This is a genomic window from Pseudomonas sp. NFACC24-1 (assembly GCF_900115235.1).
Taxonomy (GTDB): domain Bacteria; phylum Pseudomonadota; class Gammaproteobacteria; order Pseudomonadales; family Pseudomonadaceae; genus Aquipseudomonas; species Aquipseudomonas fluorescens_AA.
Map to the genome: position 1 here is coordinate 36,365 of NZ_FOVS01000038.1, position 20,427 is coordinate 56,791.

At 61.8% G+C, this 20,427-nt stretch carries 22 protein-coding genes and 1 pseudogene; 11 read left to right on the top strand and 12 right to left on the bottom strand.

The features are described 5' to 3' along the window. Window positions 1-11: 11 nt before the first annotated feature. The 3 genes and pseudogenes from BM317_RS31275 to BM317_RS25760 form a co-directional block, all read right to left on the bottom strand. Window positions 12-758, bottom strand: a pseudogene (locus tag BM317_RS31275) (uroporphyrinogen-III synthase); the annotation flags it as partial. Continuing rightward, complete coding sequence (gene hemC, locus BM317_RS25755; protein ID WP_092174821.1) at window positions 755-1,696, bottom strand: hydroxymethylbilane synthase; 942 nt, start codon at window positions 1,694-1,696, stop codon at window positions 755-757. The pseudogene BM317_RS31275 and the gene hemC, both read right to left, overlap by 4 nt. A 138-nt stretch (window positions 1,697-1,834) precedes the next feature. Further along, window positions 1,835-2,581: a LytR/AlgR family response regulator transcription factor gene (locus tag BM317_RS25760; protein WP_092174826.1), complete on the bottom strand. Its 747-nt coding sequence runs from the start codon at window positions 2,579-2,581 to the stop codon at window positions 1,835-1,837. Window positions 2,582-3,043: 462 nt separating this feature from the next. On the opposite strand from BM317_RS25760, the gene argH reads away from it, so the two are divergent. Next, on the top strand, window positions 3,044-4,438 hold the full coding sequence (gene argH, locus BM317_RS25765; protein WP_092476789.1) for an argininosuccinate lyase: 1,395 nt from the start codon (window positions 3,044-3,046) through the stop codon (window positions 4,436-4,438). A 123-nt stretch (window positions 4,439-4,561) separates the two neighbouring features. Here argH and BM317_RS25770 read toward each other — a convergent pair whose 3' ends face one another. Then, window positions 4,562-5,221, bottom strand: a complete 660-nt coding sequence (locus tag BM317_RS25770) for a glutathione S-transferase family protein (protein ID WP_092174835.1) — start codon at window positions 5,219-5,221, stop codon at window positions 4,562-4,564. A gap of 124 nt (window positions 5,222-5,345) precedes the next feature. Here BM317_RS25770 and BM317_RS25775 point away from each other — a divergent pair, with 124 nt between their 5' ends. The 3 genes from BM317_RS25775 (at window position 5,346) to BM317_RS25785 (ending at window position 9,170) form a co-directional block, all read left to right on the top strand. Next, the gene (locus BM317_RS25775; protein ID WP_092174839.1) at window positions 5,346-5,630 is read left to right on the top strand and encodes a hypothetical protein; all 285 of its coding nucleotides are present in this window, start codon (window positions 5,346-5,348) and stop codon (window positions 5,628-5,630) included. A 271-nt stretch (window positions 5,631-5,901) separates the two neighbouring features. Further along, window positions 5,902-6,150 carry a TIGR02647 family protein gene (locus BM317_RS25780; protein WP_025216093.1) on the top strand — a complete coding sequence of 83 codons (249 nt, stop codon included), beginning with the start codon at window positions 5,902-5,904 and terminating at the stop codon, window positions 6,148-6,150. Window positions 6,151-6,329: 179 nt separating this feature from the next. After that, complete coding sequence (locus BM317_RS25785; protein WP_092476791.1) at window positions 6,330-9,170, top strand: class I adenylate cyclase; 2,841 nt, start codon at window positions 6,330-6,332, stop codon at window positions 9,168-9,170. Window positions 9,171-9,183: 13 nt separating this feature from the next. Here the strand turns inward: BM317_RS25785 and rnk are convergent, their stop codons facing one another. The 3 genes from rnk to cyaY form a co-directional block, all read right to left on the bottom strand. Beyond that, the gene (gene rnk / locus BM317_RS25790) at window positions 9,184-9,594 is read right to left on the bottom strand and encodes a nucleoside diphosphate kinase regulator (RefSeq protein ID WP_060740094.1); all 411 of its coding nucleotides are present in this window, start codon (window positions 9,592-9,594) and stop codon (window positions 9,184-9,186) included. 301 nt (window positions 9,595-9,895) lie between these two features. Beyond that, window positions 9,896-10,114, bottom strand: coding sequence for a DUF1289 domain-containing protein (locus BM317_RS25795; protein ID WP_092174847.1), 219 nt, complete (start codon window positions 10,112-10,114; stop codon window positions 9,896-9,898). Between the two features lie 4 nt (window positions 10,115-10,118). Beyond that, entirely contained in the window at window positions 10,119-10,451 is a 333-nt protein-coding gene (gene cyaY, locus BM317_RS25800) for an iron donor protein CyaY (protein ID WP_060740092.1), read from the bottom strand. 185 nt (window positions 10,452-10,636) lie between these two features. Between cyaY and BM317_RS25805 the strand changes: the two genes are divergently transcribed. From BM317_RS25805 to BM317_RS25830, 6 genes are read left to right on the top strand one after another with little or no spacing between them, the layout of a single operon-like run. After that, a complete protein-coding gene (locus tag BM317_RS25805) occupies window positions 10,637-10,807 on the top strand; it encodes an LPS translocon maturation chaperone LptM (protein WP_072406122.1) in 171 nt (56 codons plus the stop codon). A gap of 9 nt (window positions 10,808-10,816) precedes the next feature. Continuing rightward, window positions 10,817-12,064 carry a diaminopimelate decarboxylase gene (lysA, locus tag BM317_RS25810; protein ID WP_092174851.1) on the top strand — a complete coding sequence of 416 codons (1,248 nt, stop codon included), beginning with the start codon at window positions 10,817-10,819 and terminating at the stop codon, window positions 12,062-12,064. A 4-nt stretch (window positions 12,065-12,068) separates the two neighbouring features. Further along, window positions 12,069-12,899, top strand: coding sequence for a diaminopimelate epimerase (gene dapF / locus BM317_RS25815; protein ID WP_060740090.1), 831 nt, complete (start codon window positions 12,069-12,071; stop codon window positions 12,897-12,899). 13 nt (window positions 12,900-12,912) lie between these two features. Next, a complete protein-coding gene (locus BM317_RS25820; RefSeq protein WP_092174855.1) occupies window positions 12,913-13,635 on the top strand; it encodes a DUF484 family protein in 723 nt (240 codons plus the stop codon). A gap of 2 nt (window positions 13,636-13,637) precedes the next feature. Further along, window positions 13,638-14,537 carry a tyrosine recombinase XerC gene (gene xerC / locus BM317_RS25825; RefSeq protein ID WP_092476793.1) on the top strand — a complete coding sequence of 300 codons (900 nt, stop codon included), beginning with the start codon at window positions 13,638-13,640 and terminating at the stop codon, window positions 14,535-14,537. Then, complete coding sequence (locus tag BM317_RS25830; RefSeq protein ID WP_092476795.1) at window positions 14,534-15,238, top strand: HAD family hydrolase; 705 nt, start codon at window positions 14,534-14,536, stop codon at window positions 15,236-15,238. The genes xerC and BM317_RS25830 overlap by 4 nt, the downstream gene beginning before the upstream one ends. 219 nt (window positions 15,239-15,457) lie before the next feature. Here BM317_RS25830 and sutA read toward each other — a convergent pair whose 3' ends face one another. From sutA to glnK, 4 genes are all read right to left on the bottom strand, one after another. Continuing rightward, a complete protein-coding gene (sutA, locus tag BM317_RS25835) occupies window positions 15,458-15,781 on the bottom strand; it encodes a transcriptional regulator SutA (protein ID WP_072406034.1) in 324 nt (107 codons plus the stop codon). A 102-nt stretch (window positions 15,782-15,883) separates the two neighbouring features. Next, entirely contained in the window at window positions 15,884-16,309 is a 426-nt protein-coding gene (locus BM317_RS25840) for a secondary thiamine-phosphate synthase enzyme YjbQ (protein ID WP_003177301.1), read from the bottom strand. 212 nt (window positions 16,310-16,521) lie between these two features. Next, window positions 16,522-17,856: an ammonium transporter gene (locus BM317_RS25845; protein WP_060740085.1), complete on the bottom strand. Its 1,335-nt coding sequence runs from the start codon at window positions 17,854-17,856 to the stop codon at window positions 16,522-16,524. Window positions 17,857-17,889: 33 nt separating this feature from the next. Further along, entirely contained in the window at window positions 17,890-18,228 is a 339-nt protein-coding gene (glnK, locus tag BM317_RS25850; RefSeq protein WP_002555808.1) for a P-II family nitrogen regulator, read from the bottom strand. A 415-nt stretch (window positions 18,229-18,643) separates the two neighbouring features. Here glnK and BM317_RS25855 point away from each other — a divergent pair, with 415 nt between their 5' ends. Continuing rightward, window positions 18,644-18,904, top strand: a complete 261-nt coding sequence (locus tag BM317_RS25855) for an accessory factor UbiK family protein (protein ID WP_060740084.1) — start codon at window positions 18,644-18,646, stop codon at window positions 18,902-18,904. Between the two features lie 16 nt (window positions 18,905-18,920). Here BM317_RS25855 and BM317_RS25860 read toward each other — a convergent pair whose 3' ends face one another. Beyond that, window positions 18,921-20,198: a sensor histidine kinase gene (locus tag BM317_RS25860; protein WP_092476797.1), complete on the bottom strand. Its 1,278-nt coding sequence runs from the start codon at window positions 20,196-20,198 to the stop codon at window positions 18,921-18,923. Between the last annotated feature and the right edge of the window lie 229 nt (window positions 20,199-20,427).

Below are 20,427 nucleotides of genomic sequence, written 5' to 3' on the forward strand. Positions count from 1 at the left end.
GGCACGGAGTGTTCCCGTAACGCCGCCAGCAAAGCCGCGGCATTGGCGCCACGGCAATCCACAACTGTTCGGGCCCCGGCGGCACGCGCCATCTCGGCAACCCTTGGGCTTGGAACAAACAACGGTAACCGCGCCAGGGCCGGCCACGCATCACCGGCCAGCCGCTGCAGATGCTCAAAGCCCTGCCCACTGCTGACCACCAGTGCGTTCAAGCGTTCCGCTTCGACTATCGCCGGCAACGCCCCTTCACCGTAACTGGGCAGGTGGCGGCGGTACAATTCCAGATAATCGACACTAGCACCTTGCTCGCGCAAACGCTCTGCCAGCAAGCCACGCCCGCCTTCGCCCCGCACGATCAAGATCTTGGGGTCGGGCCGCGAAACAGCCTGGCGCAGGACCAAGTGTTCCAGCAAGGCTTCGCTGTCATCGCCGTTCTCGGGATAGAACACCGTGAGGCCGGCATCGGCAAGGATCTGTCCGGTGGCCGCGCCCACGCTGAACCAGGGTTGGTCCGGAGGTTGGGGCCAGTATTGGCGCAGCAGCTCGAGGCACAGGCGTGCGGCCGGCTTGCTGACCACGATCACCGCAGAGTATTGGTCCAGTGCCTGGAATATCGCCCGCCCGGCATCGGACAGCGGGACCGGCTCGATATCCAGCAACGGCAAGCTGCTGCTGTAGACCCCCGCTTCGGCCAGGACAGCCGCCAGCGCCGACGACTCGTCCGCCGGCCGGGTGAGCAACAGCCGCCAACCCGTCACGCGTGGCCGGCCTCGCCGTAGACCGCCTTGAGAATGTCGGCGGCGCCCTGGCTCAACAAGTCTTCAGCCACCCGCACGCCCAACGCCTCGGCATCCTGGCGCGGTGCCCGGGCTTCGGCGCTGAGCAGCCGGCCACCATTGGGATCCCCCACCAGGCCGCGCAACCAGACCTGCTCGCCTTCCAGCACGGCGTAACAGGCAATCGGCACTTGGCAGCCACCATTGAGGTGTTTGTTCAGCGCGCGTTCGGCGAAGACTCGGGTGGCGGTGTCTGTATGGTGCAGCGGCGCCAGCAGGGCGTGGATGTCGCTGTCGGCGCTGCGGCACTCGATACCCACCGCCCCTTGCCCACCGGCCGGCAGGCTGTCGTCGACGCTGATGGCCGAGGTGATGCGGTCTTCGAAACCCAGGCGGATCAGGCCGGCGGCAGCAAGGATGATGGCGTCATACTCACCGGCATCGAGCTTGGCCAGACGCGTGTTGACGTTGCCGCGCAGGAAACGGATTTGCAGGTCCGGACGACGCGTCAGCAATTGGGCCTGGCGACGCAGGCTGGACGTGCCGACCACGCTCCCGGCAGGCAGCGCTTCAAGGCTGGCAAAGGTGTTGGAGACGAACGCGTCGCGTGGGTCTTCCCGCTCACAGATGCAAAACAGGCCCAGGCCTTCAGGGAAGTCCATGGGCACGTCTTTCATCGAATGCACGGCGATGTCGGCTTCGTTGTCCAGCAGCGCGGTTTCCAGCTCTTTGACGAACAGGCCCTTGCCGCCGATTTTCGACAGAGGCGAGTCCAGCAGCTTGTCACCGCGACTGACCATGGGCACCAGGGTCACGATCAGGCCGGGATGGGCCGCTTCCAGGCGGGCTTTGACGTATTCGGCCTGCCAGAGGGCCAAGGCACTTTTACGGGTGGCGATGCGGATCTCGCGAGGGGACATGGATCAATCCGTACTTAAAAGATACGGCAGATAATAACAGCTCAGTCAAAACCGCTTTGATTTGAATCACGACCCCAAGGCCTCCCTGGCCGCCAGATCCTGGAAATGAAACGCGCTGAACGCCTTGGACCGCCTGGCTTAAAGCTGCTGCATCATCTTGCGCACGCCGGCCACGTGCCGCCGGCTGACAATCAGCGCGTCGCCATTGAGGCCTTTGAGGAACAGTTGGAAATGCCCAAGGGGAGTGCGTTGCAGACGCTCGATACGCTCGCGGGCCACGAGGGCGTTGCGGTGGATGCGTACAAAGCGTTCGCCGAACTCGTCTTCAAGTGCCTTGAGAGGTTCGTCCAGCAACACCTCGCCACTCTCATGGCGCAAGGTCACGTATTTATGATCGGCAATGAAATAGACCACCTGGTTCAAGGGGATCAACTCGATGCCTTTGCGGGTGCGCGCACTGATGTGGCTGCGTGGGCCACTGCCGCTTTCGGCGGCCGGACGGGTCAGTGCCGCCAGTTGCACGCGGTTGGGTCGCTCGGCCTTGCGCAAGGCTTCGAGCAACGCCTCGGACGTCACCGGCTTGACCAGGTAGCCCACGGCACCGGCCTGCAACACCTCGGGTGGAAAGTCGTCCCGGGTGGTACAGAACACCACGGCGGGCGGCGACTCCCGTTCGCACAACTTCGCCGCCACCTGCAGGCCGTCCAGGCCAGGCATGCGAATGTCGAGCAGCACGATATCCGGCTTGTGGCTGTCAATAAGGGCCAATGCCTCGTCGCCATTGGTGGCGCTCGGCTCCAGGACACTGTAACCCTCGAGCTCGCCAACCATTCGGCTCAGGCGCTCGCGGGCCAGTGGTTCGTCATCAACGATCAGGACATTCATATTGCGCTGGATTCCTGCGTGAGTCTCGCACAAGGATAGCGTAGACAGGGGAAGTGACATCCGTCACCGCGATCCACGCTAAGACTCGCTCGAGGGCCAAAAAGTGCCGCGAGGCGGTTGCCTATCTTTACCAGCGCTTGCCGACCGATGCCCGAGGCCCGTTGTCGCACGGCGTTGCCGTAGGGATTATTAACTGTCGATCTGACCAATATGAGCTCCCCCTTTTTCTATGTGTCCGGTGCGCCATGGATGGAAAAAGCAAAAGTCCTACCGTCCACTGTAGACGGTTGCCACGACGATATTGCTCAATCGAAAAATATCGTTGTGCGAAAACCCGGTTGGATCCCGGGTCTTGATCGAAAAAACCTGCCGACCAGTGCCAGCGCCAGTCCCGGCAACCCTGCTATCATCCGCCGCAGCCTTTAACCGCTACTTTTTCCACAGCCGATCACGAGCGAATTCATGAGCACTGACAAGACCAATCAGTCCTGGGGCGGCCGCTTCAGTGAACCCGTCGACGCCTTCGTCGCCCGCTTCACCGCCTCCGTCAACTTTGACCAGCGCCTGTATCGCCACGACATCATGGGCTCAATCGCCCACGCCACCATGCTGGCCAAGGTCGGTGTGCTGACCGATGCCGAGCGCGATAGCATCATCGATGGCCTGAAGACCATCGAGACTGAAATCGAGGCCGGCCAGTTCGACTGGCGCGTCGACCTTGAAGACGTGCACATGAACATCGAAGCACGCCTGACCGACCGCATTGGCGTGACCGGCAAGAAGCTGCACACCGGCCGCAGCCGCAACGACCAGGTCGCCACCGACATCCGCCTGTGGCTGCGGGATGAAATCGACCTGATCCTGGGCGAAATCACGCGCCTGCAAAAAGGCCTGCTGGAACAGGCCGAGCGCGAGGCCGAGAGCATCATGCCGGGCTTCACGCACCTGCAAACCGCTCAACCTGTAACGTTTGGGCATCACATGCTGGCCTGGTTCGAAATGCTCAGCCGCGACTACGAGCGCCTGGTGGACTGCCGCAAGCGCACCAACCGCATGCCCCTGGGCAGCGCCGCGCTGGCCGGCACCACGTACCCGATCGATCGTGAATACACCGCGCAGCTGCTGGGCTTCGACGCCGTGGGCGGCAACTCGCTGGATAACGTCTCGGACCGCGATTTCGCCATCGAATTCTGCGCCGCCGCGAGCATCGCGATGATGCACCTGTCGCGTTTCTCCGAAGAGCTGGTGCTATGGACCAGCGCGCAGTTCCAATTCATCGATTTGCCCGACCGTTTCTGCACCGGCAGCTCGATCATGCCGCAAAAGAAAAACCCCGACGTGCCGGAACTGGTGCGCGGCAAGAGCGGCCGGGTGTTCGGCGCACTGATGGGCCTGTTGACCCTGATGAAAGGCCAGCCGCTGGCCTACAACAAGGACAACCAGGAAGACAAGGAGCCGCTGTTCGACGCCGCCGACACTTTGCGCGACTCGCTGCGGGCCTTCGCCGACATGATCCCGGCCATCAAGCCCAAGCACGCGGTGATGCGCGAAGCGGCCCTGCGCGGCTTCTCCACCGCCACCGACCTGGCCGACTACCTGGTGCGCCGTGGCCTGCCGTTCCGTGATTGCCATGAGATTGTCGGCCATGCCGTGAAGTACGGCGTGGACACCGGCAAGGACCTGGCGGAAATGAGCCTGGACGAACTGCGCCGGTTCAGCAACCAGATCGAGCAGGACGTGTTCGCCGTGCTGACCCTCGAAGGCTCGGTCAATGCCCGTGACCACATCGGCGGCACCGCGCCGGCGCAGGTCAAGGCAGCGGTTGTGCGCGGCCAGGCGTTGCTCGCCAGCCGCTAAAAGCTTCGCGAGCAAGCCCGCTCCCACAGTAGATCTTCAGTGGACACAAATCTTGTGAACATATAGAGGTCCAGTGTGGGAGCGGGCTTGCTCGCGAAAGCGTCCTTCAGAACAGCACAAAACTCACTTCTTTGCAGCAATCATCGCCAAAAACGCCGGCATCTCTGCCTCCCTGTCCGCAGCGATCCGCTGCACGTTCGGGTTCTGCTCCAAGCGCTCCATCAAGGCCTTGGCCGCCGGCATGTCCGCCAGCCAATCGATATCGAAGACTTTCCTGCCCACTTGCAAGGCCAGCGAAAGACTGTAGTAGAAATACAGGTCGGCGATGCTCAGGCTGTCACCGGCCACATACGGCGAGAATTTGCCGTGCCGGCCGAGCGAGGCGAACCCCAGCAGCAATTCGGACTTGGACTTTTCCTTGATGGCATCGGCCACCGTCATGCCGAAAAATGCTTCGCCATAGCAGGCCCGCCCCGGCAGCTCGATGTACAGCTCGATTTCCCGGCACAAGGCCAACACCTGGGCGCGCTCGAACGGGTCGGTCGGCAGCAGGGCTTTACCCGATTGGGTTTGCTCGATGTATTCGAGGATGACGCTGGTCTCGTTGATAAAACCCTGTTCGGTCTTCAGCACCGGCACCTTGCCGCGCGGGCTGATGGCCAGGGCTTCCGGGGTCTGGTTGCCAAAGAACTGCACTTCTTCGAAGGGCACGCCCTTCTCCAACAGTGCCAGCTTGACCATGTTGTAATAATTACTGACAGAGAAACCATAAAGCTTGAGCATTACAAAGCCTCCAGGCCGTGCGGGGTTGGCAGCCTTGCGTTATAGACCGTCGAGGGGTTTCTTGCCAGGCGCATCACGCCGCTGAATGCAGGTAAACTGGCGACTTTTCTTACAGGAGCCTGCCATGAGCGAGCCAACCGATATCGACACCGACGAAGAAGATTTTGTCGAGAACACGCTGATCGAAGCCATCGAAAACCAGATCGAAAGTGACAACCCGCCAGCGGCCAAGGCCACCTTCAACAAGTTGACCCTGGTGGGCTACGAGCGCGAAGAAATCCTCAACCTCATGGCTCATGTACTGGCCCATGAGATCGACGCCATCCTCGAAGAAGACCGCCCGTTCGACACCCAATGGTACGAAACGGCGTTGCGCGCCCTGCCCGAGTTGCCGCCGGAAAAGAAATAAACCGCGAGACAAAGTTGCTCCTGTGGCGAGGGGATTTATCCCCGCTGGGCTGCGAAGCAGACCCTGGAAATCGGGCGCGCTCATGTTTTTTGGGGCCGCTTCGCGACCCAGCGGGGATAAATCCCCTCGCCACAGGGGGCTCCGCCTGGTAGTACAGCGGTGCTCCGTCCCCTAAAACGAAAAAACCACTACTCTGACACTGGACAGCTCGGCCGACTACGCTCACCTTAGTGACGCTGTCGTCCAAATTCCTAGAAAGTCTGGAGTCCTTATGTCGCTTACCCCTGAGTTGGTTGCCGAACTGGAAATCCTTGCACTCTTCAACCTGGACAGTTCCCAGGAAGGCCTGAAAATTCATCAGACCGCTGCCCCCTCTGCCATCGCTGCTGCCAAGCGCCTGTACGAAAAAGATCTGATCACCTTGTCCGATGGCGGTTACCTGACCAGCCTGGGCCGAGATGCCGCCGAGCATGTGCAAAGCCTGTTGACCATTCTTAACGTTGTACAAGAAGCCGCCTGACGCCCCTTGCCGCCAACGGAAATCTCCTTCAGCGAGATTTCCGCAGGCGCACTGCCGTCACTTGTAAAAAAATCTGACGCCAAACCTCCATTTCAGCTTAAGAATTCTCAAGTCCGGGCGCTAAACTGCCACTACCTGTGATTTCCCACGTTCGACGCCGCGAACCGGTTTGAGCTGACATGACCCGCAACCATGAAATCCGCCCCGATCTGGACGAGGGAATCGACCGCAAGGTCCTGAGCCAGTTGCGCGCACGTTTTCTCAAGCTCAACAGCGTGCGGATGGATCGCGCCCTGGAAGGCCTGTCGCCGCGCCAACAAGGCGTACTGACATTGCTGCCGCTGTTTTTCCACGTCAACCATCCGCTGCTGCCCGGCTACGTCTCCGGCAGCACGCCCGCCGGGCTGTCGAACTACGAGCCCGACGCCAACGTCCTTGCCGAAGCCCAGCGGCTGACCCGTTCGTTTTCCTACAAGCCGCGCCATGGCAGCAACCCGCCACGGCCGATCCTGGGTCTGTTCCTGATGGGCAGCCTCGGCACCCTGGCCCAGGCCGACCAGAGCGACATGGACGTGTGGGTCTGCCACGGCCCCGACCTGAACGACGATGAACTGGCCGAGCTGCGCAAGAAATGCCAGCTATTGGAAATCTGGGCCGCGACCCAGGGTGCCGAAGCCCACTTTTTCCTGATCGACCCGGCGCGTTTCGTGCGGGGCGAGCGGGACAACCAGCTCAGTTCCGACGATTGCGGCACCACCCAGCATTACCTGCTGCTGGACGAGTTCTACCGCACCGCGATCTGGCTGGCCGGGCGCACACCGATCTGGTGGCTGGTGCCGGTCTACGAGGAAGAGAACTACGAGCAGTACACCCATACGCTGATGTCCAAGCGTTTCATTCGGGCCGATGAAACCCTGGACCTGGGACACCTGGCCTACATTCCGCCGGGGGAATTCGTCGGCGCCGGGCTCTGGCAGTTGTTCAAGGGTATCGAATCGCCCTACAAGTCCGTGCTCAAGCTGCTGCTGACCGAGGTCTACGCCAGCGAACACCCGAACGTGCGCTGCCTGAGCCTGCGCTTCAAACAGGCCGTGTTCGCCAATCGCCTGGACTTGGAAGAGCTGGACCCGTACATGCTGGTTTACCGCCGCATCGAGGAATACCTCAATGCCCGTGGCGAACCTGAACGCCTGGAGTTGATCCGTCGCGCACTGTACCTGAAGGTCAACCGCAAGCTCACCGGCCAGGCGCGCAGCAGTGGCTGGCAACGGGTACTGCTTGAGCGACTGGCCCGGGAATGGGGCTGGGACCAGCGTCAACTGGCATTGCTGGACAGCCGCAGCCAGTGGAAAGTCCGCCAGGTCAGCCACGAGCGGCGCGCACTGGTCAACGAACTCACCCACAGCTACCGCTTCCTGACCCAGTTCGCCCGCACCGAGAAAACCGTCAGCCTGATCAACAAGCGCGATCTCAACGTGCTTGGCCGGCGCTTGTATGCCGCCTTCGAGCGCAAGGCCGACAAAGTCGAGTTCATCAACCCCGGTATCGCGCCGGACTTGGCCGAAGACACCCTGACGTTGGTCCAGTCACCCAACAAGAAGGAACCGGGACAGAGCCAGTGGGGCCTGTACAACGGTAGCCTCAACGCCCTGGAGTGGGAGAACTTCGCGCCGATCAAACGTTGCCGCGAATTGCTGGAGCTGTTGACCTGGTGCCATCGCAACGGCGTGATCGACAGCAGCACGCGCCTGGCGCTGCACCCAGGTGACAGTGACCTGAGCGAGTTCGAACTGTTCAACCTGCTGGGCAGCCTGCAACAGTCCATCGCCCTGCCCCTGGTCACGGTGGATGAAGCGCAGTTGCTGCGCGCCAGCGTGCCCAGCGAAGTGCTGATCCTGGTGAATGTCGGCGTCGACCCGCTCAAGCACCATCGCGACCTGAATATCCTGATGACCACCGAGCGTACCGACTCCCTGAGCTATGCCGGGGTCCGGGAAAACCTGGTGCTGACCCTCGACCAGGTTACCCTCAACAGTTGGAATGAAGTGCTGGTCAACCGTTTCGACGGCGAACACGCCCTGCTCGACTGCCTGCGCGACTACCTCAACGACCTGCCCGTCACCCTGCACCAACCGCGCTTGCAGGTGCGCTGCTTCTGCCACAACCGCGCCCAATTCATTGCGCGACGGGTCGAGGAAGTGATCGAAACGGCGCAGACCCTGCTGTTGAGCAGGCTCAATCACCGCTACCTGCTTCAGGTCCAGCAGCATTACCACGTGCTGGAACTGGTGCCCGGTCATGTCAATCACGTGGCCCTGGGCAGTTTGTCGGCGCTGATGGATTACCTGGGCGAGGAACTGACGGCCTACAGCCCCTTGCACCTGGACCCGATGGCCCTGGAAGACCACGACCTGGCGCTGATCCTGCCCATGGGCCAGCCCGAGTGTATCCAGGTGTTCTACCGGACCAACGAGGACGAAGCCGATCTGTACGTGCTCGATGAATTCAACGCGCTGTGGCAACAACACCTGCCCTATCACGACGAACAAAGCCTGCTGGTGCCGCTGCAGCGCTTTCTGCAATCGGTGCTGTACCGCCGCGACGCCCTGCTGCCGCTGGACGCCACCCAGCCGCTGACCCTGGAAACCCTGTACTACCAGTTGCTGCCTTCAGGTGGCCGGGCGCGCCGGATCGAAGCGCGGCAAGCCCCACAGACACCGATCGACAAGCCGTTCTATGACGTGCAGGCGATCATCGGCAAGGCGGCGCACGGGCAGGTACACGTCACCCTGTACTGCGATCAGCAGGAGTTTTCCGAACTGGAACATGGCGACCAACTGTTCCGCGTGGTCGCCAGGGAGATCGTCGAACAGCGCCGCGAAGCCCAGCGCTATCGTTGCTACATCACCGACCTGGACCTCTCGGGGCTGGTGGGCGACGGGACCTGCTCAAGCAATTTGTACCTGCGCTACAAGGCCGACCTGGAACGCGCCCTGAACGAGGCGCTGGCCCTGGTCTGAAGCACCCGGGCACTCAGAGGTGGAAATCGCCGCCCGCTTCGGGCTGGTATTCGACGTCCAGCAAGGTCAGCTTCAACGTCTTGCCGCCGGGGGCCGGCCAGTCGATGTGCTGGCCGACCTTCAGGCCCAGCAAGGCACTGCCCACCGGCGCCAGGATAGAGATCCGGCCTTCGTCGGCATTGGCGTCCTGTGGATATACCAACGTCAGGTGATAGTCCTTGCCGCTGCTTTCTTCGCGGCAGTGCACACGCGAGTTCATGGTCACGACATCGGCAGGCACTTCTTCGTGGCCCACCACGTTCTCGGCGCGATCCAGTTCGGTTTGCAACGCAATCACGCCTGGCAGCGTTTCATCAAGACTGTCGATCAGGCGTTCCAGACGCTGTACGTCCAGGCGGGTAAGGGTGATGGAAGGTGCGGTCATGATCCAGGCAGACTCCTTTCTTCTGCACAAAAAAAGCAAAACCCCGCCACAAAAAGGCGGGGTTTTCACGGGCCTCGATGGATTGAGGCGTAACCGGACACTATCACAGCTCAATAAATAAACAAGACGGGCGGGGTCTACTCATCGTCATGGGAGGCAGAATGACTGTGGCGAGGGGATTTATCCCCGCTGGGCTGCGAAGCGGCCCTAAACCCTCACCTTGGTGCATCAGGCTGATCGTGCACAGCTTCTATTGGGGGCTGCTTCGCAGCCCATCGGGGATAAATCCCCTCACCACAAATCACCTCAGGGATTTGCGCTTAGCCGCCTCTGCACAGATGACCCGCCGGCGCTCATCATCGGCCGAGCGCCATTCGCGGATATCTTCCACATGGCGGAAACAGCCGAGGCAGACCTTCTTTTCATCCAGCTTGCACACGCTGGTGCACGGCGACGGCACGGCGGGGCTGACGTTGCTGTAGAGCGGCTTGGGGGGCCGTGGCGGGGCGATCTGGCTCACGCCGTCACAGGCCTTCGAACTCGAGTTCCACGCCCGCCTGCTGCTTGACGATGCGCTCGAGCATCTCGCCCAGTTGCTCTTCGCTCTTGTCGCACATCCAGCGCTCGCTTTCCTCGTCGTAGTCGAAATGAAAGCCGCCGGAGACCGCCGCCAGCCACAGCTGCCGCAACGGCTCCTGGCGACTGAAGATCAGCTGGCTGCCGTTTTCGAACTTGACGGTGAGTACACCGGCGGAGATTTCCAGGTCGATGTCCAGGCCACTGTCATCGAACACATCTTCCAGCGTTTGCTGGGTCGCATCGACCAGATCGTGGAAACGGGCTTCACTCAAACTCATTTGCGGCAACCTCGAAAATGTCTGCTCATGCTCAAGCGCCGCAAGATACGGACGCCGCCCGACGATTGCAAAGGATATACCGATCAACGACAACAGTGCCGCCGGACGGGCGCCCCGTTGCATAGGCAAGCTGACGGGTGGCCGGTATACTCCGGCGCAATTAATGCATTTTCAAGGATTTCGCCATGAAGCGCCTGATCTCTTCCCTTGCTGCGCTCGTCGCGGTTGCCTGCCTCGTGACAGCCTGTGGTCAAAAAGGTCCGCTGTACCTGCCTGATGACAGCAAGTCTCCTGAAGAACAGGCCAAGTCGTCGCAATCCAAGACACACTCGCACGACACCCACACCACTTACTAAGGGAACGCCATGGACGCTTTTAACTACCGTGGCGGGGAGCTGTTCGCGGAAGGAGTTGCCCTGTCCGCGATCGCCGAACGTTTCGGCACGCCGACCTATGTCTATTCCCGTGCCCACATCGAAGCCCAGTATCGGACGTTCGCCGATGCTCTCGACGGCATGCCGCACCTGGTGTGTTTCGCCGTCAAGGCCAACTCCAACCTGGGTGTGCTCAATGTCCTGGCGCGCCTGGGAGCGGGTTTCGACATCGTCTCCGGTGGCGAGCTCGAACGCGTACTGGCCGCGGGCGGCAGCGCCGACAAGATTGTGTTCTCCGGCGTCGGCAAGACCCGCGAAGACATGCGCCGCGCCCTGGAAGTCGGCGTGCACTGCTTCAACATCGAATCCACCGATGAGCTGGAGCGCCTGCAGGTCGTCGCCGCCGAGCTGGGCGTGCGCGCACCGGTCTCCCTGCGCGTGAACCCGGACGTCGACGCGGGCACCCACCCGTACATTTCCACCGGCCTCAAGGAAAACAAGTTCGGCATCGCCATTGCCGACGCCGAGGACGTGTACGTACGCGCCGCCCAACTGCCAAACCTGGAAGTGCTGGGTGTCGATTGCCACATCGGCTCGCAACTGACCACCCTCGAACCGTTCATCGATGCCCTCGACCGCCTGCTGGCACTGGTCGACCGCCTCGGCGACTGCGGCATCTACCTGCGCCACATCGACCTGGGTGGCGGTGTCGGCGTGCGTTATCGCGATGAAGAGCCGCCCCTGGTGGCCGACTACATCAAGACGGTGCGCGAGCGCCTCGAAGGCCGTGACCTGGCGCTGATGTTCGAGCCCGGCCGCTATATCGTGGCCAATGCCGGCGTGCTGCTGACCCAGGTCGAATACCTCAAGCACACCGAGCACAAGGATTTCGCCATCGTCGATGCGGCGATGAACGACCTGATCCGCCCGGCGCTGTACCAGGCGTGGATGGACGTCACCGCCGTGCGCCCTCGCGACACCGCGGCCCGCCCCTACGACATCGTCGGGCCGATCTGCGAAACCGGTGACTTCCTGGCCAAGGGCCGGGAGCTGGCGCTGGAAGAAGGCGACTTGCTGGCCGTGCATTCGGCCGGTGCCTACGGGTTTGTCATGAGTTCCAACTACAACACCCGCGGCCGTTGCGCCGAGGTGCTGGTGGACGGTGATCAGGCATTCGAAGTGCGTCGCCGCGAGACGGTAGCCGAGTTGTTTGCCGGCGAAAGCCTGCTGCCGGAGTAAAACCATGCTGCTGCGTTTTACCAAGATGCACGGCCTGGGCAATGACTTCATGGTCCTCGACCTGGTCAGCCAGCACGCGCATATCCTGCCCAAGCATGCCAAGCAATGGGGAGACCGGCACACCGGTATCGGTTTCGACCAGTTGCTGATCGTCGAGGCGCCCAACAACCCGGACGTGGATTTCCGTTATCGGATCTTCAACGCCGACGGTTCGGAAGTGGAGCAATGCGGCAACGGCGCGCGCTGCTTCGCCCGCTTCGTGCTGGACAAGCGCCTGACCGCCAAGCGGCAGATCCGCGTCGAGACCAAGAGCGGCATCATCGAACTGGATGTGCGCAGCGACGGCCAGATCGGCGTCAACATGGGTGCTCCGCGCCTGGTACCGGCGGACATTCCATTCGAAGCGCCGGCCCAGGCCCTGAGCTATCCATTGGAAGTCGATGGCAACACGGTGGAACTGGCGGCAGTCTCCATGGGCAACCCCCATGCCGTGCTGCGAGTGGCCGATATCAACAGCGCCCCGGTGCATGAGCTGGGGCCGAAAATCGAACACCATCCGCGCTTCCCCGCGCGGGTGAATGTCGGTTTCCTGCAAGTCATCGACCGTCACCGCGCACAATTGCGCGTCTGGGAGCGCGGTGCCGGGGAAACCCAGGCCTGCGGTACCGGCGCCTGTGCCGCTGCCGTCGCTGCGATCAGCCAGGGGTGGATGGATTCGCCATTGTTGATCGACCTGCCCGGCGGGCGCCTGTCCATCGAATGGGCAGGCCCTGGCCAACCGGTGATGATGACCGGCCCGGCAGTGCGCGTATACGAAGGACAAGTTCGTCTTTGAGTGAGCCAAACCCATGACCGATCAGCCGCAGGTTCCAGCCCCACAGCCCGACGAATCCCCCAGCCTTCCAGACGTCGCGGCCGTGGCCGCCTACCTGGAGGCTCATCCGGACTTCTTCGTCGAGCATGAAGAACTGCTTGCGACGATGCGCATCCCCCACCGGCGCGGCGACACCGTGTCGCTGGTGGAGCACCAGATGAAAATCCTGCGCGAGCGCAACATCGAAATGCGCCATCGTCTTTCGCACCTGATGGACGTGGCCCGGGACAACGACCGGCTCTTCGACAAGACCCGTCGGCTGATCCTGGCCCTGATGGACGCCAGCACCCTCGAAGATCTGGTCATGAGCGTCGAAGACAGCCTGCGCCAGGATTTCCAGGTGCCCTTTGTCAGCCTGATTCTGTTTGGCGACAACGCCATGCCGGTGGGCCGCTGGGTGACCCACGCCGAAGCGCAGACGGCCATCGGCGGGCTGCTCACGGAAAACAAAAGCGTCAGCGGCAGCCTGCGCGAACATGAGTTGGACTTTCTGTTCGGCGAAGAACAGCGCAAGCAGATCGGCTCTACCGCCGTCGTCGCCATCGCCCACCAGGGTGTGCACGGCGTGCTGGCCATCGCCAGCCGCGATCCGCAGCACTACAAGAGTTCGGTGGGCACGCTGTTCTTGAGCTACATCGCCGAAGTCACCGGCCGGGTGCTGCCAAGAGTCGCCGGCTCGCTGCGCTCGGTACGCTGATGATGGAGCGGCAACTGGACGCCTACTGCGAACACCTGCGCAGTGAGCGCCAGGTGTCGCCCCATACGTTGTTGGCCTATCGCCGCGACCTGGAAAAAGTACTGGGCTGGTGCCAGAAGCAGAACATCGGCAGTTGGTCGGCCCTGGACATCCAGCGCTTGCGCAGCCTGATCGCCCGCCTGCATCAACAGGGACAGTCCTCCCGCAGCCTGGCGCGACTGTTGTCGGCGGTGCGTGGCCTGTATCACTACCTCAATCGCGAAGGCCTGTGCGATCACGATCCGGCCACCGGCCTGGCACCGCCCAAGGGCGAACGCCGGCTGCCGAAGACCCTCGATACCGACCGCGCCCTGCAATTGCTTGAAGGCGCCGTCGAAGACGACTTCCTGGCCCGCCGCGACCAGGCGATTCTCGAGCTGTTCTATTCTTCCGGCCTGCGGCTTTCAGAGCTGACGGGGCTTAATCTGGATCAACTGGACCTGGCCGACGGCATGGTCCAGGTGCTTGGCAAGGGCAGCAAGACCCGCCTGCTGCCCGTCGGCCGCAAGGCCCGTGAAGCCCTGGAACTGTGGCTACCCTTGCGGGCCCTGGCCAACCCCGCCGACGACGCGGTATTCGTCAGCCAACGCGGTCGACGCCTCGGCCCGCGGGCGATTCAGTTGCGGGTCAAGGCCGCTGGCGAGCGCGAGTTGGGGCAGAACCTGCACCCGCACATGCTCAGGCACTCCTTCGCCAGCCATTTGCTGGAGTCCTCCCAGGACCTGCGCGCCGTTCAAGAGCTGCTGGGCCACTCGGACATCAAGACGACCCAGATCTACACCCACCTGGACTTCCAGCACCTGGCGACGGTCTATGACAGTGCCCACCCCAGGGCCAAACGCATCAAAGGCGAAGAATCATGACCATCGAACTCATCACTTTCGACTTGGACGACACCCTGTGGGACACCGCCCCGGTGATCGCCAGCGCCGAAGCCATACTCCGCCAATGGCTGACCGACAACGCACCGAACCTGGGCGGGCTGCCGGTGGAGCATCTTTTTTCCATTCGTGAGCAAGTGTTGCGCGAAGAACCCAACCTCAAGCATCGCATCAGTGCGCTGCGTCGGCGGGTGCTGTTCCGTGCCTTGCAGGAAGCCGGCTACGACCAGTGGCACGCCTCTGAACTGGCGGACCAGGCCTTCGAGACGTTCCTGCACGCCCGTCATCAGTTGGAGATTTTTCCCGAGGTGCAGCCCACCCTGGAAATCCTGGCCAATCATTTCTCCCTCGGCGTGGTGACCAACGGCAACGCCGACGTGCGACGCCTGGGGCTGGCGGACTACTTCAAGTTCGCCTTGTGCGCCGAAGACATCGGCATCGCCAAGCCTGACGCCCGGTTGTTCCACGAAGCCCTGCAGCGCGGCGGCGCCACGGCACAGACCGCTGTGCACGTTGGCGATCACCCGGGCGACGACATCGCCGGCGCCCAACAGGCCGGCCTGCGCGCGGTGTGGTTCAACCCGGCAGGCAAGGCCTGGGATGCCGACCATGTACCGGATGCGGGAATTCGCAGCCTGACCGAACTGCCGGGGTTACTGGCTGGGTGGCATAGCCAGCGCTAAATCCTGGGAGCGGTGTACCGCGGCGCTATGCCAGGCACAAATTCTGTGGGAGCGGGCTTGCTCGCGAAGACGGTGTACCAGGCATTCACCTGTTGAGCGTTAAACCGCTTTCGCGAGCAAGCCCGCTCCCACAGGAAGGAATGTGCTTGGCCTGGGAATCGCGCCCATGAAAAAGCCCGCAGCGACGGCGGGCTTTTTCAGCAAGCAAGAAGCCGATACTCAGATAGGGCGGCTGCCGTACTTGTTGTCAGGCTTCTTGGGCGGATCAGCGACCACGTTGGCTTCCACTTCCTGCACCTTACCGCCTCTGGCCAGGAATTCCTCCATGGCCTTGGCGAGCGCATCACGCTCCTTGTTCTTGGCCTCTACGCTCGGCAACTCGTCGACCGACACCGCGGCCTTGGCCTTGCCCTTGGCGGTAGGTGCCGGAACGTCGGCGCCATCGTCTTCGGCAACGTCTTCAGCCGCCACTTCAAGGCCTTCTTCGGTCTCGTCTTCGTCGCCTACTTCGAGGTCGTCGTTTTCCAGATCATCGTCGCTCATGTTCTACCTCATGACTTGCGAAAAGCAGATTAGTTATAGCCCAGCTTCGCCATCTGTTCGAAGGCTGCCGGAAAAAATTCAACATCCGCTGGCAATCAGCGGTTATGCCCCTTCACCGTACAAGGTGGCAAGGACTTTACGAGCACCGCCGTGATCACGGTGCTCGCCCAGATAAACACCTTGCCAGGTTCCCAATGCCAGCCGTCCCGCCGTGACCGGCAGGCTGAGCTGGCAACCGAGCACACTGGCCTTGAAGTGCGCCGGGAGGTCGTCCAGGCCTTCGTCGTTGTGCTCATAGCCGGCGGTTCCTTGTGGGATCAGCCGATTGAAAAAACGTTCGAAGTCCCGACGTACCGCCGGATCGGCGTTCTCGTTGATGGTCAACGAGGCCGAGGTATGCTGCAGCCACAGATGCAACAGACCGACACGACACGCCTGGAGTTCAGGCAGGCCGGCGAGCAACTCGTCCGTCACCAGATGAAAGCCCCGGGGCCTTGCCCGCAGGGTTATCAGCGTCTGTTGCCACATACAGATCTCCGCACGTTCGGCGCGCATTCTAGCGCGCTCTGGGAAAAAACAAAGGCCCTAATATTCTTGCTTCGATGTAAGCCTTTGGCGGTATAAAAACCCATGTCGCATCCACAACAAAAGGCATCGGAAAAACCGTCGCACCTTGTGAGCAATGACAAATTCCAGACAAAAAAATGCCCGGCGAACCGGGCATTTTTTATGGCGTGTGCTTACAGGTTGTAGCCACGCTCGTTGTGCTGGGCCAGATCCAGGCCCACAGCTTCTTCTTCCTCGGTGACACGCAGACCCATGACGGCGTCCAGGACCTTGAGGATGATAAAGGTGACGATCGCGGTGTAGACCACCGTGAAACCCACACCCTTGAATTGAATCCACACTTGCGCGCCGATATCGGTCACGGTGCCGAAGCCACCCAAGGCCGGTGCAGCGAATACACCGGTCAGGATCGCGCCGAGAATACCGCCGATGCCATGCACGCCGAAGGCATCCAGGGAGTCGTCATAACCGAGCTTGCGCTTGAGGGTAGTGGCGCAGAAGAAGCACACCACGCCCGCCGCCAGGCCGATGACCAGGGCGCCCATCGGGCCCACGGTGCCGGCAGCCGGGGTGATTGCAACCAGGCCGGCCACCACGCCCGAGGCAATGCCCAGCGCGCTTGGCTTGCCGTGGGTGATCCACTCGGCAAACATCCAGCCCAGCGCCGCCGCAGCGGTAGCGATCTGGGTCACCAGCATCGCCATGCCGGCAGTGCCGTTGGCGGCGACAGCGGAACCGGCGTTGAAGCCGAACCAGCCGACCCACAGCATGGCCGCGCCCATCAGGGTGTAACCCAGGTTATGCGGTGCCATTGGCGTAGTCGGGAAGCCTTTGCGCTTACCCAATACCAGGCACGCCACCAGACCGGCGATACCGGCGTTGATGTGCACCACGGTGCCGCCAGCGAAGTCCAGCACGCCCCAGTCCCACATCAGGCCGCCGTTGCCGGACCAGACCATGTGCGCAATCGGTGCATACACCAGGGTGAACCACACGCCCATGAAGATCAGCATGGCCGAGAACTTCATCCGCTCGGCAAATGCACCGACGATCAGGGCCGGGGTAATGATGGCGAACGTCATCTGGAAGGTGATGAACACCGCTTCAGGGAACAGCGCCGCCGGGCCGGTCAGGCTGGCTGGCGTGACACCCGCCAGGAACGCTTTGCCGAACCCGCCAATGAAGGAGTTGAAGTTGACGACGCCCTGCTCCATGCCGGTGGTGTCGAACGCGATGCTGTAGCCATAGATGACCCACAGGATGCTGATCAGACCGGTAATGGCAAAGCACTGCATCATCACGGAAAGAATGTTCTTCGAACGGACCATGCCGCCGTAGAACAGCGCCAATCCGGGGATGGTCATGAACAGTACAAGAATCGTGGCCGTGAGCATCCAGGCGGTGTCGCCGGAGTTCAGGACAGGGGCTGCCGCTTCCTCTGCCATGGCCAGGCCAGGCATTGCGAAGGACAACAGGGCTCCTAGCCCTGCGAATTTACGCAGAGTCATATTGTTTTCTCCTGGGGCGTTGGGTTTGGCGGCTTAGATAGCGTCGGTATCGGTTTCGCCGGTACGGATGCGGATAGCCTGTTCCAGATTGACCACAAAGATCTTCCCGTCACCGATCTTGCCGGTGTTGGCGGCCTTGGTGATTGCCTCGATCACCCGGTCCAGATCCTTGTCGTCAATGGCGACATCGATCTTCACCTTGGGCAGGAAATCGACCACATATTCCGCGCCGCGATACAGCTCGGTGTGACCCTTCTGCCGACCGAAGCCTTTGACCTCAGTAACGGTAATGCCCTGCACGCCGATCTCGGACAACGACTCGCGCACGTCGTCCAACTTGAACGGCTTGATGATGGCAGTGACTAGCTTCATGAAACTTTCTCCCGAATTGGTGGACTTGCCCCAGGAAAACAAACCCGACTCAAGTCTAAGCGCAGTGCCTGGCTTTGTAACGCGTCGTCGGCCCAAGTTGCCCGACAGGTGCCAGTTAACCGATCCTGACGAAACTCCCCGTTCCGCCTGCTGCACTGCATTCGTCACAGCGACTGCATCAGTGCATGGGTCATCAGCCTCTAAGCAGAAACCTTGCCATCTGTGCCCAAACCCTCTGATTTCAGCCCCTTGGCCACCGGTTCGACGTGCACCGCACCACTAACCGCAGCGATACGCACAACAACAGTGCAGCGGCGCCCGGCCCCATGCGCGAAAAGCGTGCATCCCTGGCTTGCGAATTGACTATAGACACTGCGTGGTACACTGCCCGCCATTGTTTCCAGGACACCTGCACATGCTTGCGCCCAAAGACCTCCTCGACGCCCTGAGCGGCCACGCCTCCCGTATCTTGAGTGGCGACACGCCGCTACCCAAAAGCGAAATCGAAAGCCAGTTCAAGGCCCTGCTGCAAAGCGGCTTCAGCAAGCTGGACCTGGTCAGCCGGGAAGAATTCGACAGCCAGATGGTCGTGCTGGCCCGGACCCGAGCGCGGCTCGAAAGCCTGGAGGCCAAGGTCGCGGAGCTGGAAGCGCGACTGGCTCCGGCCCAGGAATAAGCTACCCACTGGCGACTCAACCGCTCACGGCCCGCTGCGGTGCGCCTTGGACAAGCGCCAGCGGCAGCTCCAGGATAAAGAGCGCGCCCTTGCCCGGCCCCGCGCTCTGCGCCGTCAGATCGCCGCCCATCTCGTGCGCCGCCAGAATGCAGCTGTGCAAACCAAAGCCGTGACCGTCGACACGCGTGGTGAAGCCGTGCTCGAACACCCGCGCGAGATTGTCCTGCGCAATCCCCTCGCCATTGTCCTGGACCTCGACCCGCACGCGCCCATCGTCAACGACCTTCAGGCGCAGGATGATCTGCGGCGGCCGGTTCACACCGGCGTCCAGCGCCTGCTTGGCGTTGTTGATCAGATTGACCAGAATCTGCAGCACCCGGTGCTTGTCCAGTGGCATTTGCGGTATATCGCTGAACTCCTTGATCAGCGTGATGTGGTGGCGGGCCAGGGACACATCGCAAATGCGCACGACATCCTCGACCAGCTCTCGCAACGAACCCGGCTCCAGGACGCTGGCATTGCCGGCATAGGATTGCTGGGTGGCGACGATTTCCTTGATGTGGTCGATGCGGCGGGTCAACTGCGCCAACTCGGCGATCATGCCCTGCTGCTCGACGGCCAGCGCGTCGGCCAGCTTGTCGAGATAGTCCGGTAGTGTGCGCCCTTTCGGATCGCTGCTGATGAAGTCGCCGAGATCGTCGGGATGCTCCTTCATCAACTGGACGACCTTGGCCACCCCGGGGCCCTTGGAGGTGTGCACCTTCTCGTAGAGAACCTGGGCGGACACGTTGACGCTATTGAGCACATTGCCCACGTTATGCAGCACATTGGTGGCGATCTCCGCCATGCCGGCCCGGCGCGCGGTGGTCACCAGTTCGGCCTGCGCCTCGCGCAACTCTTCGTTGACCTTGGCCAATTGCCGCGGGCTGGGGATCTTCAGGGCCACCGGCACCAGCCGGACCAGCAGGATGGCGGTAATCATCGAAGCTATCGCGGTGATCACCTTGACCAGCGCCGACAACCAGTAATAAGGCTGCCAAATGGTCAGGATTTCCATCACGTGGCTGGTCCCGCAGGCCAGGATAAATACGCCAAAGGCCGCCAGCATCCAGTCGAACGGCACGTCCTTGCGCTTGTGGATAAAGTACAGGAGCGTGAAAGGAATGGTGACGTAGGACAGGGTGATCAAACCATCGGCAATGACGTTGGTCCACAGCAGATCCGGCCGCCACATGTAGCAGTGCCCATGGGGCATGAAGCGCTTGTCGGTTAACAGAGCCAGCAGATCGTTCATGGCCACTTCCTCCCTGTGCCGTTGATACCGCCAAGTGCCGACTGGACAAATCGCAGTCTAGGCCGGTCCCGGGCATTTCGCCTGGGCGGGTGAAGGGTGGCATCCGCTGAATCGCGCTTGGCGACTCGGCAGTCACTGGCCGTCGAAACATCCTGCCAAATTTTCTCCCCTCGATTGCTGCGCCCAAGTTCCCCCCCACGACTACCCTTCAAAAGTCGCAGGACGCGGC